General features: G+C 63.3%; 14 protein-coding genes. 7 read left to right on the plus strand and 7 right to left on the minus strand.

Annotated elements, in window-relative coordinates; all coding sequences use genetic code 11:
* The first annotated feature begins 51 nt into the window (after positions 1-51).
* Positions 52-1,307, plus strand: a protein-coding gene (locus tag BJD99_RS10525; protein WP_143542010.1) for an IS3 family transposase whose coding sequence is annotated in 2 segments (ribosomal slippage) — positions 52-325 and positions 325-1,307 — 1,257 coding nt in all. Because the reading frame shifts where the segments join, the coding sequence is not laid out codon by codon here.
* Positions 1,308-1,448: 141 nt separating this feature from the next.
* Here the strand turns inward: BJD99_RS10525 and BJD99_RS21510 are convergent.
* From BJD99_RS21510 to BJD99_RS10540, 4 genes are all read right to left on the minus strand, one after another.
* The gene (locus BJD99_RS21510; RefSeq protein WP_143542114.1) at positions 1,449-1,655 is read right to left on the minus strand and encodes a helix-turn-helix domain-containing protein; all 207 of its coding nucleotides are present in this window, start codon (positions 1,653-1,655) and stop codon (positions 1,449-1,451) included.
* A 262-nt stretch (positions 1,656-1,917) separates the two neighbouring features.
* Positions 1,918-2,172, minus strand: coding sequence for a hypothetical protein (locus tag BJD99_RS10530; RefSeq protein ID WP_084346801.1), 255 nt, complete (start codon positions 2,170-2,172; stop codon positions 1,918-1,920).
* A 55-nt stretch (positions 2,173-2,227) separates the two neighbouring features.
* Positions 2,228-3,403 (minus strand): C40 family peptidase, encoded by a 1,176-nt coding sequence (locus tag BJD99_RS10535; protein ID WP_084346802.1) that lies wholly within the window; start codon positions 3,401-3,403, stop codon positions 2,228-2,230.
* Positions 3,400-3,699, minus strand: coding sequence for a type VII secretion target (locus BJD99_RS10540; RefSeq protein ID WP_084346803.1), 300 nt, complete (start codon positions 3,697-3,699; stop codon positions 3,400-3,402). The genes BJD99_RS10535 and BJD99_RS10540 overlap by 4 nt, the downstream gene beginning before the upstream one ends.
* Positions 3,700-3,796: 97 nt before the next feature.
* On the opposite strand from BJD99_RS10540, the gene upp reads away from it, so the two are divergent.
* Both upp and BJD99_RS10550 read left to right on the plus strand, forming a co-directional pair.
* Complete coding sequence (gene upp, locus BJD99_RS10545) at positions 3,797-4,420, plus strand: uracil phosphoribosyltransferase (RefSeq protein ID WP_084346931.1); 624 nt, start codon at positions 3,797-3,799, stop codon at positions 4,418-4,420.
* A gap of 62 nt (positions 4,421-4,482) precedes the next feature.
* Positions 4,483-5,319, plus strand: coding sequence for a DUF2797 domain-containing protein (locus BJD99_RS10550; RefSeq protein WP_256895609.1), 837 nt, complete (start codon positions 4,483-4,485; stop codon positions 5,317-5,319).
* Here BJD99_RS10550 and BJD99_RS10555 read toward each other — a convergent pair.
* Both BJD99_RS10555 and BJD99_RS10560 read right to left on the minus strand, forming a co-directional pair.
* Complete coding sequence (locus BJD99_RS10555; protein ID WP_179142292.1) at positions 5,301-6,908, minus strand: phospho-sugar mutase; 1,608 nt, start codon at positions 6,906-6,908, stop codon at positions 5,301-5,303. The two genes, BJD99_RS10550 and BJD99_RS10555, sit on opposite strands and share 19 nt — an antisense overlap.
* 8 nt (positions 6,909-6,916) lie before the next feature.
* On the minus strand, positions 6,917-7,744 hold the full coding sequence (locus BJD99_RS10560; RefSeq protein ID WP_084346933.1) for a purine-nucleoside phosphorylase: 828 nt from the start codon (positions 7,742-7,744) through the stop codon (positions 6,917-6,919).
* 130 nt (positions 7,745-7,874) lie between these two features.
* Here BJD99_RS10560 and BJD99_RS10565 point away from each other — a divergent pair, with 130 nt between their 5' ends.
* From BJD99_RS10565 to BJD99_RS10575, 3 genes are read left to right on the plus strand one after another with little or no spacing between them, the layout of a single operon-like run.
* Positions 7,875-8,579, plus strand: coding sequence for an enoyl-CoA hydratase/isomerase family protein (locus BJD99_RS10565; protein ID WP_084346805.1), 705 nt, complete (start codon positions 7,875-7,877; stop codon positions 8,577-8,579).
* Positions 8,580-8,629: 50 nt separating this feature from the next.
* A complete protein-coding gene (locus tag BJD99_RS10570; RefSeq protein WP_084346806.1) occupies positions 8,630-9,802 on the plus strand; it encodes a M20 family metallopeptidase in 1,173 nt (390 codons plus the stop codon).
* A complete protein-coding gene (locus BJD99_RS10575) occupies positions 9,799-10,962 on the plus strand; it encodes a M20 family metallopeptidase (protein ID WP_373270534.1) in 1,164 nt (387 codons plus the stop codon). The genes BJD99_RS10570 and BJD99_RS10575 overlap by 4 nt, the downstream gene beginning before the upstream one ends.
* A gap of 3 nt (positions 10,963-10,965) precedes the next feature.
* On the opposite strand, the gene BJD99_RS10580 is transcribed toward BJD99_RS10575, so the two are convergent.
* A complete protein-coding gene (locus BJD99_RS10580) occupies positions 10,966-11,430 on the minus strand; it encodes a gamma-glutamylcyclotransferase (protein WP_084346807.1) in 465 nt (154 codons plus the stop codon).
* Between the two features lie 172 nt (positions 11,431-11,602).
* Between BJD99_RS10580 and BJD99_RS10585 the strand changes: the two genes are divergently transcribed.
* On the plus strand, positions 11,603-13,006 hold the full coding sequence (locus BJD99_RS10585; RefSeq protein ID WP_084346808.1) for an NAD(P)H-quinone dehydrogenase: 1,404 nt from the start codon (positions 11,603-11,605) through the stop codon (positions 13,004-13,006).
* The last annotated feature ends 35 nt before the right edge of the window (positions 13,007-13,041 follow it).

Consider the following 13,041-nt stretch of genomic DNA (forward strand, 5'->3'; position numbering starts at 1 on the left):
TGAACCGTCCCGGGTTTGATGCCGCTTCGTTCTTTGTGAAGGATGAAGCACATGTCGAAGCGTTACCCGGCCGAGCAACGTGAGCGTGCGGTGAAGATGGTCCTCGACCACCTCCACGAGTACAACTCCGTCTACGGCGCATGCAAGGCAATCGGACCGAAACTGGGTGTCGGCGCGGAGTCACTCCGGCTCTGGACACGCCAAGCTCAGATCGATGCCAACCAAACTCCCGGTGCAACGACCGAGGAGCAACAGCGAATCAAGGAACTCGAGCGTGAGAACCGAGATCTCAAGGAAGCCAACGAAATTCTGAAGTCGGCATCGATTTTCTTCGCGAGGGAGCTCGACCCTCGCCGCCGCAGATAGTCCAGTTCATCGATCAGATGCGTGCACAGAACTACCGGGTCGAGTCGATCTGCCGCGTGCTCACCGAGCACGGCGTGCAGGTCGCCCCACGCACGTACCGCAACTGGAAGAGCGCACCACCATCGGCCCGCACGATCTCCGATGCGTACCTCACCGCCGCGCTCCGCGACACGGTCGGCGAACCTGAAGAGCTCTACGGCCGCCGCAAGATGTATCGCCACCTGCGCAGGAAGGGCCATAGCGCGGCTGCCTGCACAGTCGACCGACTGATGGGCGACGAGGGTATGTCCGGCGTTGTCCGAGGCAGGCGGCACCGCACCACGATTCAGGGCGGTAAGAATTCCACACGGGCCCCTGACCTGCTCGACCGTGATTTCACTTCCGAGGCCCCGAATCGGAAGTGGGTCACCGACTTCACGTACACCAGGACGTGGGCGGGGTTCGTCTACGTCGCGTTCGTCATCGACTGCTTCTCCCGAGCGATCGTCGGTTGGCACGCCTCGACGGTCAAAGACACCACTATGGTCACCACCGCGTTGAAGATGGCGCTGTGGCGACGAGATCACGGTGGACACCGCGTCGGACCCGGCCTCATTCATCACAGCGACGCCGGCAGCCAATACACCTCGATCGCGTTCGCGGAAACGCTTGTGCTCGAGGGCATTGCGGCATCGATCGGAAGTGTCGGAGATGCCTACGACAATGCGTTGGCGGAGAGCACAATTGGGTTATTCAAGACCGAGGCGGTATCGAAGCGGAGCCCGTTCCTGAACGGGCCGATGAAGACCATCGACGATGTCGAGTTTGCTACGATGGGGTGGGTCGACTGGTTCAACCAACGCCGACTCCACAGCACCCTCGACTACCTCACACCAGAAGAGTTCGAGGAGGTCTACTACAGTCAAGAATCGGCACTCCGCCCGGAGATGTTGCAAGCGTAGGAGCGGCAAGAAACCCGGGACGGTTCAGAGTGGGGGTAACGCTAGTCAAGAGTGGTACCTCTTTCTGGTGTTCCTGTTGAAGGTTGAGGCTCGATTGGCATTTGGACTGGCAGGTCCGCCGATCGAGCCTTTGCTTTGTTCTCAGGCAGCGATCGCTACTGGAGTCCGTAGGTTTTGTGCCAGCGCCCGAACCTCATCAAGGTCCACTACGACGTAGCGCAATCCGAGGCGGTAGCTCTTTAGCCTGCCGGCCAAGATGTGGCGTTCGACGGTTCTTTGTGAGCATCCGAGGATTCGGGCAGCTTCGGATCGGGCTGCATAGTTTTCGGGAATTCCCTTGGTGTGCATGGTGTCTACTCCTGTTGGGTTGTGGCGTGAAAGTAACTATAAGCACATACTGACGCACTTCCTGAGTAGCTAATTCCTCGACGCGAGTACCCACGGTTGCGCCGTTCGCTTGTGTTCGCTTCGGTTCGCCTGGGTTCGCTTGGGTGGACAATCGACCCTTGACGCATCCTGTGGCTAAGGTCACAGGATTTACTCTGGGGTGGAACACAAAAAGCAGGACACGTCCGAATGAACGTGCCCTGCTGTGTGACTCGAAAATCTGCTAACCGTCGAGCAGTGACACCTGCGCCCTAGCTAGACCGACCGCCACATCCAAATGATCACGCAGCTTCTGAGCCTGCTCGATCGTGAGGTCCGTCAGCATCCAACCGTCAGCGTCCTGATGATCCGCAAACACAACGATCGACGGACGCGGCTCCTCGCCCAACTCTCTACTCACGTGGTAGTGCACCGTCAGTGAACTGAACGCATCGCTAACTGTGCCGACCTTGGCTTCGAAAACCGCGGGATCAATCATTGGGAAGTCCTATTCGTCGTGGTGCCTGCGCTTCAGGTAGCCATAGCTTGCAGTATTACCCCTTGAAGCCCATACCGCTGTTGGTAGTTCGGATATCGCTGACCTGCACGGGATCTCCAGCTTCGACGAATTGTCCATTACCGATCACCATGGCGACATGGCCGTCCCAGATTGCAAGATCCCCCGGCATGACCTCGTCCTGGGCGACCGGGGTGCCGATTCCTTGCTCCTGCGCCAGGCGGGGCAGTTCGACGCCCTGCTCCGCATAGGCCCACTGAGTGAGGCCGCTGCAGTCGAGGCCGCGGCCCGGTTCGGTGCCGCCCCACACGTACGGCGTGCCTTGTTGGCTCAGTGCGTTTCGGACCGCGCCTGCTGCCTGTTCGTTCGGAGCCGTGACGACGCTTCCGTCGGGAAGCGCTACCTCGACGCCCGTGCCCTTCGCGCCGACGTCGGTAGGCTCTCGCGGCGTTGCGCCGCTGTACATCGCCGGCCCTTGATTCGGCATCGTTGCGGTGGGTGACGTCGTCGCGTTGGGTGAGGAAAGCAGGTTCGACGCGCCGTCCGGGGTCATCGACGACGGGTTCATCGACGACGGGGGAGCGGACACCGATTGAGCGAAGTTGCGCACGAACTGGCCTGCGGGATCGGAATTTGCGGGTGCTGTCGGTGCAGGCCTGACCGGTGGAGCTGCCGCAGGCCCTGTCGAAGCTTCGGTGCCTGCAGGGGCAGGTACCGAGGGCGGCGCGAGATATTGCCCGACCTCGGCCGCATGCACTGCAAGCTCGGCTCGAACCCGCGCCACGACGGCAAGGGCACGTTCCAAGTGCTCGATGGCTGCCGCGATCACCATCGACTGTCCGGCAGGGGTGACGAGCGCCGGGGCTGCAGCGAGGGCTATGGACACGAACGACTGCACTATGCCGTTCATTTCGACGATTCCGGTCTGGACCTTTTCACACGCTCGATCCACGACCGTAGCGATCTCGTTGCCGTGATCGGCAAGTGCGACGGCGCTCGTGTGGGCGGACCCGGCCAGCTCGATTGCCGCTACTGCTGCGGGCCCGCTCCACGAGCCTGCCAGCTCGGCCACAGCGTTCACCCCGATCCGCTCGACCGCATCCAATGCGGAAGAGGAAGAACGAATGACGTCGGCGGGCCCACCGGTGGGAATCTCACCAGATCCGAAGGCGCCGAGGAGGTCGATGATCGGGCGAGTCAGAACGTCGATCACAGTAGGTGCCCGGCTGCCGCCGCGTCGGTTGCCTGGTAACCGGCAGCCGAACCAGCGGCCGCGCTACCGATGCTGCCCAGCACTTCGGCCAAACGTGCCAACGCGGCCGTGTGGGCAGTGTGGGTGCCGGTGAATGCGGTGAGGAACTCGGTGCCGATTGCCCCGAACACCGGCGTCAGGACGGCGGGCCCGCATGCTGTGGCCGCTGCGGCGGCGCTCGTCACTTGTGCGGCCATCGTCCCGGCCGTCGCGGAATACGCGAGTATTCCAGCCGCTGTTGCCGATACTTCTGCCATCGGTGTTCCCCTCGGGACTGTTCTGCGTATGAAATGGATCTACACAGGTTTTGACGCAAGTGAGGCCCGATCGGTTCCCGCACTTATCCTTCTTGTCATGGATACACATGTCGTCGAACATCCCTTGGCTGCTGCCCTACTGACGACGATGCGCGACGAGCGCAGCGACAACGCAACTTTTCGGTCGGCGCTGCGCCAGCTCACCCACATGTTGGTGTACGAGGCCACCAGGGACGCCGCGATCACCACGTTCGAGGTGAAGACGCCGGTCGCTCTCACGCAGGGCACCCGTCTGTCGCAGCCGCCGCTGCTCGTGCCGGTCTTGCGTGCCGGGCTCGGCATGGTCGAGAAGGCGAGCGGCCTGATTCCTCAGTCCCGCGTAGGTTTCGTCGGAATGGCGCGCGACGAGAAGACCCATGAGCCGGTGCCGTACATGGAGTCGCTGCCCGAGGATCTGTCGAGCACCCCGGTCTATGTTCTCGATCCGATGCTCGCCACCGGTGGGTCGATGGTGCGCACCATCGAGTTGTTGGTCGAGCGAGGCGCCGCAGATGTCACTGCGATTTGCGTGGTGGTCGCCCCCGAGGGGGTCACTGCACTCGAGAACTCGGGCCTGCCGGTTCGGCTCGTCACCGCCAGTATCGACGAGCGACTCAACGACGAGGCCTTCATCGTCCCGGGTCTCGGTGATGCGGGCGACCGCCAGTTCGGCCCACGCTGAGCACGTCACTCGTCCTCGGCGTCACCTGGCCGGCCAGTGATGGCGACCCGCGATTACGCGTCGTGGATGTCCTTTCGCGTGAGGTCGATTACGTGGAACTGCGCGGCGGTCGTGTCGGGTTCGAGGCGCTGGGGCCGCAGCGGTGGTGCACGGGACGGATCGCATTCCGTAAAGGCGCGCCCTCGGAGTACGTTCCGTGCCCCGAGCAGTTGCCGGTCGAGACAGGTTCGCAGTGCGAAGGGTGCGAGTCGAAGGACTCGTTTCGTTTCGTGCACACGATCCATCGCGGAGGTTTCGTCTCCCGTGAGCTCGAAGCCCATGTGATGCAACCACATTGGCTGTACATCGCGACCTTTGCGAACGGGGTGCACAAGGTCGGCACTGCGGCCGACACCCGCAAATGGGGCAGGCTTGCCGAGCAAGGGGCCATATGCGCGCGCTATGTCGCGTGGGCAGCGGACGGAAAGGTAGTTCGGGTACTCGAAGATCGGGTGACCGAGCAACTACAGGTGCGGCAGTCCGTGCGATCCTCGGTAAAAGCCGCCGCGCTCGCACTGCCCGTCGACACCGCCCGTCTCGACGCTGCGACGGCAGCTCTGGCCGATCGAGTGCGGGACTCCCTTGCGCCGCCGATCGGTGAGGACACCTATCGCACGGTGGATGAATCATGGCAGGTAGCCGGATTCCGTGAGCTCGCCACAGGCAACCGCGTCTGTTACCCGAGCGATCTCATGAGCGGCTCGCACGGGTTCACGGTGCGCGCATGCATCGGACAAGCTGCGGTGGTGGACGTCGACGGCGCTTCCTATGTGGTGGACCTGCATGAACTGAAGGGCCGCCGGGTTCGGTTCGGAGATTACGAATCCACGTTGCCCGCGGTTCAGTCCGCACTCTTCTGAAACAGGCTGGTCGCGAATTTTCGCAACGTGGCGAGTACAGCGTCGGCTTCGGCGCGCACGGTCGGCAGGTCTGCGCGGTCGCGGACCGGGAGAACGGCCTCGAGGTACGCCTTGACCTTCGGTTCGGTTCCCGAAGGACGCACGATGACGCGGATGCCATCTCCTGCCAATTCGACTGCATCGGTCTGCAGGGGGCCGTCGTCGGCGAGTAGGTCGGTGACCGTGATGGAGGTGCCCGCCAGTTCGGTAGGTGGCTTGGCACGGAGTCGTTCCATCATGGTTGCGATGTCGGCGAGATCATCGACTCGGGTGGAGACCTGTGCTCCTGCGTGAACACCGAATTCGAGCGCCAGGTCGTCGAGGACATCGCCCAGTGTGCGGTTCTCGGCAGCGAGCAGGGCGACGAGGTCCGCGAGGACGACAGCTGCCGAGATCCCGTCTTTGTCGTTGACGAACGACGGGTCGACGCAGTGGCCGATCGCTTCCTCGTAGGCATAGACCAGACCTTGGCCGGCGCGAACCAGCCACTTGAATCCGGTCAGCGTACGCGCGTAGCGCGCGCCACGAGCAGGAGCGAGGACAGAGAGAAGCCGAGACGAAACGATGGTGTTCGCGACCAACGAGTCCGGGGGCGCGGTGTGGAGTATGTGGTTGGCCAGCAGTGCTCCGGTTTCGTCTCCGCTGAGCATTCGCCACCCCGACGGCCCCGGCACGCCTATCGCGCATCGATCTGCGTCGGGATCGAGTGCAATCGCAAGATCTGCCTCCACCTCGGCGGCAAGGGCCAACAGTTTCTCCGCTGCACCGGGCTCTTCCGGGTTGGGAAAGTCGACGGTCGGAAACTCGGGATCGGGCTCGAATTGATCGGCCACAACATGGACGTCTCGGAATCCGAGGCCGCGTAGTGCAGTGAGCGCGACGTCGCCGCCGACGCCGTGCAGGGGCGTCAGGGCAATCCGGATGTTCCGCTTCTGTGAACGGACCAGCGCGGGAAGTCGGTCCAGATATTGTGCGGTGACGCTCGATCCACCCGGTGAGACGAAGGTGCGAGGCACGTCCACCGCGGAACCGACGGCGGCGATCTCGGCCTCGATTTCCTTGTCGACCGGCGGGATGATCTGTGCACCACCGCGGAGGTAGACCTTGTAACCGTTGTCGGCGGCAGGATTGTGCGAGGCGGTGATCTGGACACCTAGGTCGGCATCGAGCGAGCGAACCGCGAACGCGAGCACCGGCGTAGGGAGTGGTCGAGGTAGTAAAACTACGGAAAAGTCCTGTGCAGCAAAGGTTTCTGCGGTTGCAGTGGCAAAGGCATCCGATCCGTGCCGTGCGTCACGGCCCACGACGACGGTCGATCCGCCCAGCCCTGCCTTCTGCAGCCACGCGGCAATCCCCATCGAGGTGCGCACCACGACGGCGACATTCATCCCGTTGGGGCCGGCTCGGACCTCGCCGCGCAGACCCGCCGTGCCGAAGCTCAACGGAGCGCGAAATCTCTCGCGTAATTCGTCTTCCGGAAGGGATGCCAGTTCCGCACGCGTCGACGGGTCGGGATCACCTGCAATCCATTCCGCGACCTGATGCGCCAATTCGGCCGTCACAGCGTCGACACCAGCCGATGCAGAAATTCACCCATGCGCGAAGCCGCTGTCTTCCCGGCCGCGAGCACCTCTTTGTGGTCGAGGTGGTCACCGGTCATTCCTGCGGCAAGGTTGGTGACGAGAGAAAGCCCGAGAACCCTCGCTCCGAGGGCCCGCGCTGCGATCGTCTCGTGGACGGTGGACATACCCACCAGATCGGCACCCATGGTGCGCAACATTCGAATCTCGGCGGGCGTTTCGTAATGCGGCCCTGGCAGCCCCGCGTACACACCCTCTTCCAGTGAGGGGTCGATGCGGCTCGCCAGTACGCGAAGTTCCGGCGAGTAGGCGTCGACCAGGTCCACGAACTCGGCACCCGTCAACGGCGAGCGTGCCGTGAGATTGAGATGGTCGGAAATGAGAACCGGTTGGCCGACCTTCATTCCATCTCGGATTCCACCCGCGGCATTGGTGAGAACGACCGTGGTAGCTCCGGCCGCGATGGCCGTCCGCACTGGATGCACGACCCTAGCCAAGTCGTGCCCTTCGTATGCGTGGGTGCGGCCCTGCAGCAGCAGCGTATGTGTGCCGTCGACGGTCACCGAGGTGACGGTCCCGGAGTGTCCGGATGCGGAGGGGGGAGTGAAGCCAGGAAGGTCGGCCATGGCAATGGTCGCAGTCGGGGAACCGAAACGATCCGCTGCGGCCTGCCAGCCGGATCCCAGCACTATCGCCACCGCATGAGATGGGACGCCGGTGGCCTTCGCGATCGCTGCTGCAGCGCGCGCCGCGGCGCCCTGAGGGTCGAGGGTCGGATCTGCTGCGTCGATGTTCGTTGTTCCCACGGTGAGCAACCCTAGGAGATGTGCGACCGTTTCCGCAGTAGGCCATGCGTTGCCTTCAGTTGGGGCTCGGGATCGAGCTCGGTCGGGCAGACCTTCACCGGCTGAAGTTACCGCCGGGTAGTATCCCTCCATGCCTTATCTCGAACATGACGGTGACGTGCACATCCTGTACCTCGGTGCTCAGGACTCAGCTCAGAACCCGGAGAACCGGTTCCATCCGGACTGGATCGACAGCACGCACGCTCTTCTCGACGAGGTCGAATCGATATCGGGGCCCGGCGCACTCGTCACCACCGCGACCGGAAAATTCTTCACCAACGGTCTCGACACCGACTGGCTTTTCGCCAACCTCGACAAGATCACCGGCTACCTGGACCGGGTGCACACGCTCTACACCCGGCTGCTCACATTCCCGATGGCAACGGTTGCAGCTGTCCAAGGCCACGCATTCGGCGCGGGTGCCATGTTCGCGACGGCTCACGACTTCCGGGTCGTCCGCGTCGATCGCGGCTTCTACTGCCTGCCCGAGGTGAACCTGAACATGCCGTTCACCGTAGGCATGTCGTCCCTGATCACCAGCAGGCTCCCCAAGCAGACGGCCGTCGAGGCAATGACCACGGGTAGACGCTTCGGCGGAGCAGACGCCGTCGCAGCCGGCATCGCCGACGTCGCTGTCGCCGAGGACGCCGTATTGTCCTCTGCTGTCGAGCGGGCGACGGCGTTGACGAGCACGCGCGGTGACAACCTCGCGGGAATCAAGCGCGCTATCCACGGCGATCTTCTTGCCGCGCTGAACACCCCGACCGACGAGAGTAATTTCGCCTTCGGCAAGTAATCCGCCGCGCTGAATTCAGCTGCGGAGAGCACTAGTGACAGACTGAGCCGGTGATCGTCGAGACCGATGCTGGAGTGCAGCGTGCTGCACTCGAACTGCTTGCGTTGTCGCACTCGATTCACTCCGAGCCTGAACTCGCGTTCGAAGAGCACCGCAGTGCAGCAAAGGTCTGCGACCTTCTTCGCGATCATGGCTTCGCCGTCGACACTGGCGTCGCTGACCTGCCGACCGCGTTCACCGCGACCTACGGCAGTGGCGAGTTGGTCATCGCCCTCTGCGCTGAATACGACGCCTTGCCGGAGATCGGCCACGCCTGCGGCCACAACATCATCGCCGCAGCCGCAGTCGGCGCGGCAATTGCGTTGGCTCCGCTCGCCGACCGGCTCGGCATCACCATTCGAGTACTCGGAACTCCTGCCGAGGAAAGTGGTGGGGGAAAAGTTCTGATGCTCGAACGTGGGGTCTTCGACGGTGTGGGCGCGGCGCTGATGGTTCACCCCGGGCCGATCGATATCGTGGGTGCAACGTCACTCGCGTTGTCCGACATAGCCGTATCGTTCACCGGGCGCGCCGCACACGCATCTGCAGCTCCCGAATGGGGAATCAATGCCGGTGATGCGGTCACCATCAGTCAAGTTGCCATCGGCCTGCTGCGTCAGCACCTCGCGCCGGGGCAGCAGTTGCACGGGATAGTGACCGAGGGTGGTCTTGCGCCCAACATCGTGCCCGGACATGCCGAACTTGCCTACTACCTGCGGGCGAACACCTCGGAATCGTTGGCTGCCTTGACGTCCAAGGCGCATGCGTGTTTCCAGGCGGGCGCGATCGCTACCGGTTGCACTCACCAGATTCGCACCGTATCGCCGATCTACACCGAGCTGACACCCGATCCGTGGCTTACCGCCACCTATCGAGATGAGGTCGAGTCGATCGGCCGCACACCCCTGGCACCCGATTTGGAAGGATTTCGCCCTCTGGGCAGCACCGATATGGGAAATGTGACGAAGGTTCTGCCCGGGATCCACCCGGTGATCGGTCTCGACTCGGGCGGCGCAGTCACGCACCAACCGGAGTTCGCCGCATCGTGCATCACCGAGTCGGCGGACACCGCCGTACTCGACGGCGCCCGACTGCTTGCACGAACGGTGGTTCGTACGGCCCTCGATGCAGACACACGGAGCCGGTTGCTCGAAGGCGTCGAAGCACGGACGACGGCTCGATGATCGATCTGCATGCAGCGGTCGACGCCTGGATTCTCGACCACACCGCCGAATTGTCGTTGTGGCGACGCCATATTCACGCGCATCCGGAGTTGGCGCGTCAGGAATACGCGACAACTGCTTTCGTCGTCGGCCACTTGGAGGCCGCCGGGCTGTCACCGAAGCTCCTCCCCGGTGGAACAGGTTTGACCTGTGACATCGGACCGAGCGGACCACGGGTGGGTTTGCGAGCGGACATGGATGCGCTCCCGTTGCAAGAATTCACCGGGGCAACATACGGCTCGACCGTTCCCGGGGTCTCCCACGCATGCGGCCACGACGCGCACACGACCGTGCTGCTCGGAACCGCGTTGGCTCTGGCGTCGCTGCCCGATCTGCCGTTCGGTGTTCGGTTGATCTTTCAGCCGGCCGAAGAGGTCATGCCGGGTGGAGCTTTGGATGTCGTGGCGGCCGGTGCGCTCGAGGGTGTATCGAAGATCTTCGCACTGCATTGCGATCCTCGGCTCGAGGTAGGCAAGGTCGGTGTGCGGGTGGGTGCCATCACGTCGGCGGCCGACACCGTCGAGCTCCGTCTGGATTCACCCGGTGGCCATACTTCGCGACCTCACCTGACCACCGACCTCGTCTACGCACTCGGCACGGTCATCACGGGCCTGCCGGGGATGCTCAGCCGCCGAATCGATCCGCGGACGAGCACAGTGATGGTGTGGGGCGCAGTCGTGGCAGGTCAGGCGCCCAACGCTATTCCGCAGAGCGGCATGCTCACCGGCACTGTACGCACCGGTGATCACGAGACGTGGGCTCTGCTCGAACCCATGGTCGGGGAAATCGTGGCCGGGCTTCTGGCGCCGACAGGGGTGCGTTACGAGCTGCTCTACAAGCGTGGGGTGCCGCCCGTGGTCAACGACCCCGCGGTGACACGGACGTTCGAGAACGCTATTCGACGCGTCGGACCGGCAGCGTTGGCCGATACCGCTCAGTCCGGTGGTGGCGAGGACTTCTCGTGGTACCTCGAAGACATTCCGGGAGCGATGGCTCGGCTCGGCGTGTGGTCCGGTACCGGTCCGCAGCTCGATATCCACCAGGCCACATTCGATCTCGACGAGCGAGCGCTCGCCGTCGGTGTGAAGGTGATGACCGGTCTCGCACTCGAACCGAACTGAAGTTCAGCTGGAAGTGCCGGGCCCGACGTTGCGACTGTTCCGTGTGCGCAGTCCACGGACGTACTCCGCGGGAGCACCGGCGATTTCTGCTGCCTCGGCCATGACGCCCAGATAACGCGCGGACGGTAGACCGCCCTCGTAGGCGTCGAGTACGTACAGCCAGGCCAGCACGGGGCCGTCCACGGTGTCGATGCGCAGCCGGACCTTGCGATGTATTCCGAGTTCGGAGCCCTCCCAGCGGTCGAGGCTCTCCTCGTCCTCTTCCGAGACGTCGTACAGCACCACGAACACCTTCGAATCGGCGTCCTGCGCGACCGTTGCCAGTGCACCTTCCCACCCGATGTCACCGCCGCCGAAGGTCAATCGCCAGCCGTGTAGCCAGCCAGTTCCCGACGACGGGGAATGGGGGCAGCGCTGAAGCATTTGCTCCGGATGCATGTTCGACCCGTAGGCGGCATAGATTGGCACGTCGGCCAGCCTAAACCGTCCGGTGAATCGGCGGGGCGGCGGAAGGCCCGAGCGGCATGTTTCAGCAGGTGATACAGATGTTAACTAATCCTTAGCGATGCACGTAGACGTCGACTGGAATAGCGTTGACCCATAACTGTGCATATTTTGTGACAAACGTGGAAGAGGACAAATGACCCGGATCGTGATCATCGGTGGCGGACCCGCAGGGTATGAGGCAGCACTGGTGGCAGCGCAGCACGGGGGGACTGTGACCTTGGTCGATTCGGACGGCATCGGAGGGGCCTGCGTTCTGTGGGACTGCGTACCCTCGAAGACCTTCATCGCCTCGACAGGTATCAGGACCGAGATGCGACGCGCGAACGATCTGGGTATCGCGATGGATCCATCGCAGGCGACGGTCGCACTGCCACAGATCCACGAGCGCGTCAAAGCGCTCGCGCAGGCGCAGTCCTCCGACATTGCAGCGCGGGTGCGCTCGGTCGGCGTCGAACTGATTTCCGGTCGCGCCGAAATGATCGACTCGCATGTCGGTATGGCCGCGCACCAGATTCGAGCGACCTCGGCGGACGGTTCGGAACGTGTTCTCGACGCGGATGTCGTTCTGGTGGCAACCGGCGCGAGCCCACGGATCCTCCCGGGCGCGGAGCCCGACGGTGACCGCATCTTGAACTGGCGTCAGCTCTACGACCTCGAGGCGCTTCCCGAGCATCTGATCGTGGTCGGGTCCGGTGTGACCGGCGCCGAGTTCGTCTCGGCCTACACCGAGATGGGCGTCAAGGTGACAGCAGTCTCCAGCCGCGACCGTGTTCTGCCGCACGAGGACGAGGATGCCGCGCTCGTGCTCGAGGACGCGTTCAACGAAAGAGGCGTCACTCTCGTCAAGCATGCGCGAGCAGAATCCGTCCAGCGGACCGAGAGTGGCGTGATCGTCCGCCTCGCCGACGGACGGACCGTCGAAGGTTCTCACGCGCTGATGACTGTCGGTTCCATCCCCAACACCTCCGGGCTCGGGCTCGAGAAGGTAGGGATCGAACTGGATCGCGGCGGCTATCTGCGTGTCGATCGAGTATCGAGGACCTCTGTTTCGGGCATCTATGCTGCGGGTGACTGCACCGGTCTGCTACCCCTCGCTTCCGTCGCTGCGATGCAGGGACGTATCGCGATGTATCACGCTCTCGGCGAAGGCGTCACCCCGATCAAGCTGAAAACTGTTGCCTCAGCGGTGTTCACGCGTCCCGAGATCGCGTCGGTCGGGGTGAGTCAGTCGGCCATCGACAACGGTGACGTGCCGGCACGTACCGTCATGTTGCCCCTTGCCACCAACCCGCGAGCAAAGATGTCGGGCCTCAAGCGCGGTTTCGTGAAGATCTTCTGCCGACCGGCGACCGGCGTCGTGATCGGCGGGGTGGTTGTCGCTCCGACGGCGTCCGAGCTGATTCTGCCCATCGCCATGGCGGTGCAGAACAACCTGTCGGTCAACGATTTGGCAGCGACGTTCTCGATCTACCCATCGTTGACGGGGTCCATCACCGAGGCGGCACGGCAACTGATGCGCCACGACGATTTGGACTGATGCGCACTGTCAGCACCAAAAGTCTCATGATGTGA

The organism is Rhodococcus sp. 1163, from assembly GCF_002091985.1.
GTDB lineage: Bacteria > Actinomycetota > Actinomycetes > Mycobacteriales > Mycobacteriaceae > Rhodococcoides.

Coding starts and splice junctions, on each gene's coding strand:
- BJD99_RS10530 (WP_084346801.1), bottom strand. CDS start 2,172: ATGATTGATCCCGCGGTTTTCGAAGCCAAGGTCGGCACAGTTAGCGAT.
- BJD99_RS21510 (WP_143542114.1), bottom strand. CDS start 1,655: ATGCACACCAAGGGAATTCCCGAAAACTATGCAGCCCGATCCGAAGCT.
- BJD99_RS10585 (WP_084346808.1), top strand. CDS start 11,603: ATGACCCGGATCGTGATCATCGGTGGCGGACCCGCAGGGTATGAGGCA.
- BJD99_RS10575 (WP_373270534.1), top strand. CDS start 9,799: ATGATCGATCTGCATGCAGCGGTCGACGCCTGGATTCTCGACCACACC.
- BJD99_RS10540 (WP_084346803.1), bottom strand. CDS start 3,699: ATGGCAGAAGTATCGGCAACAGCGGCTGGAATACTCGCGTATTCCGCG.
- upp (WP_084346931.1), top strand. CDS start 3,797: ATGGATACACATGTCGTCGAACATCCCTTGGCTGCTGCCCTACTGACG.
- BJD99_RS10565 (WP_084346805.1), top strand. CDS start 7,875: ATGCCTTATCTCGAACATGACGGTGACGTGCACATCCTGTACCTCGGT.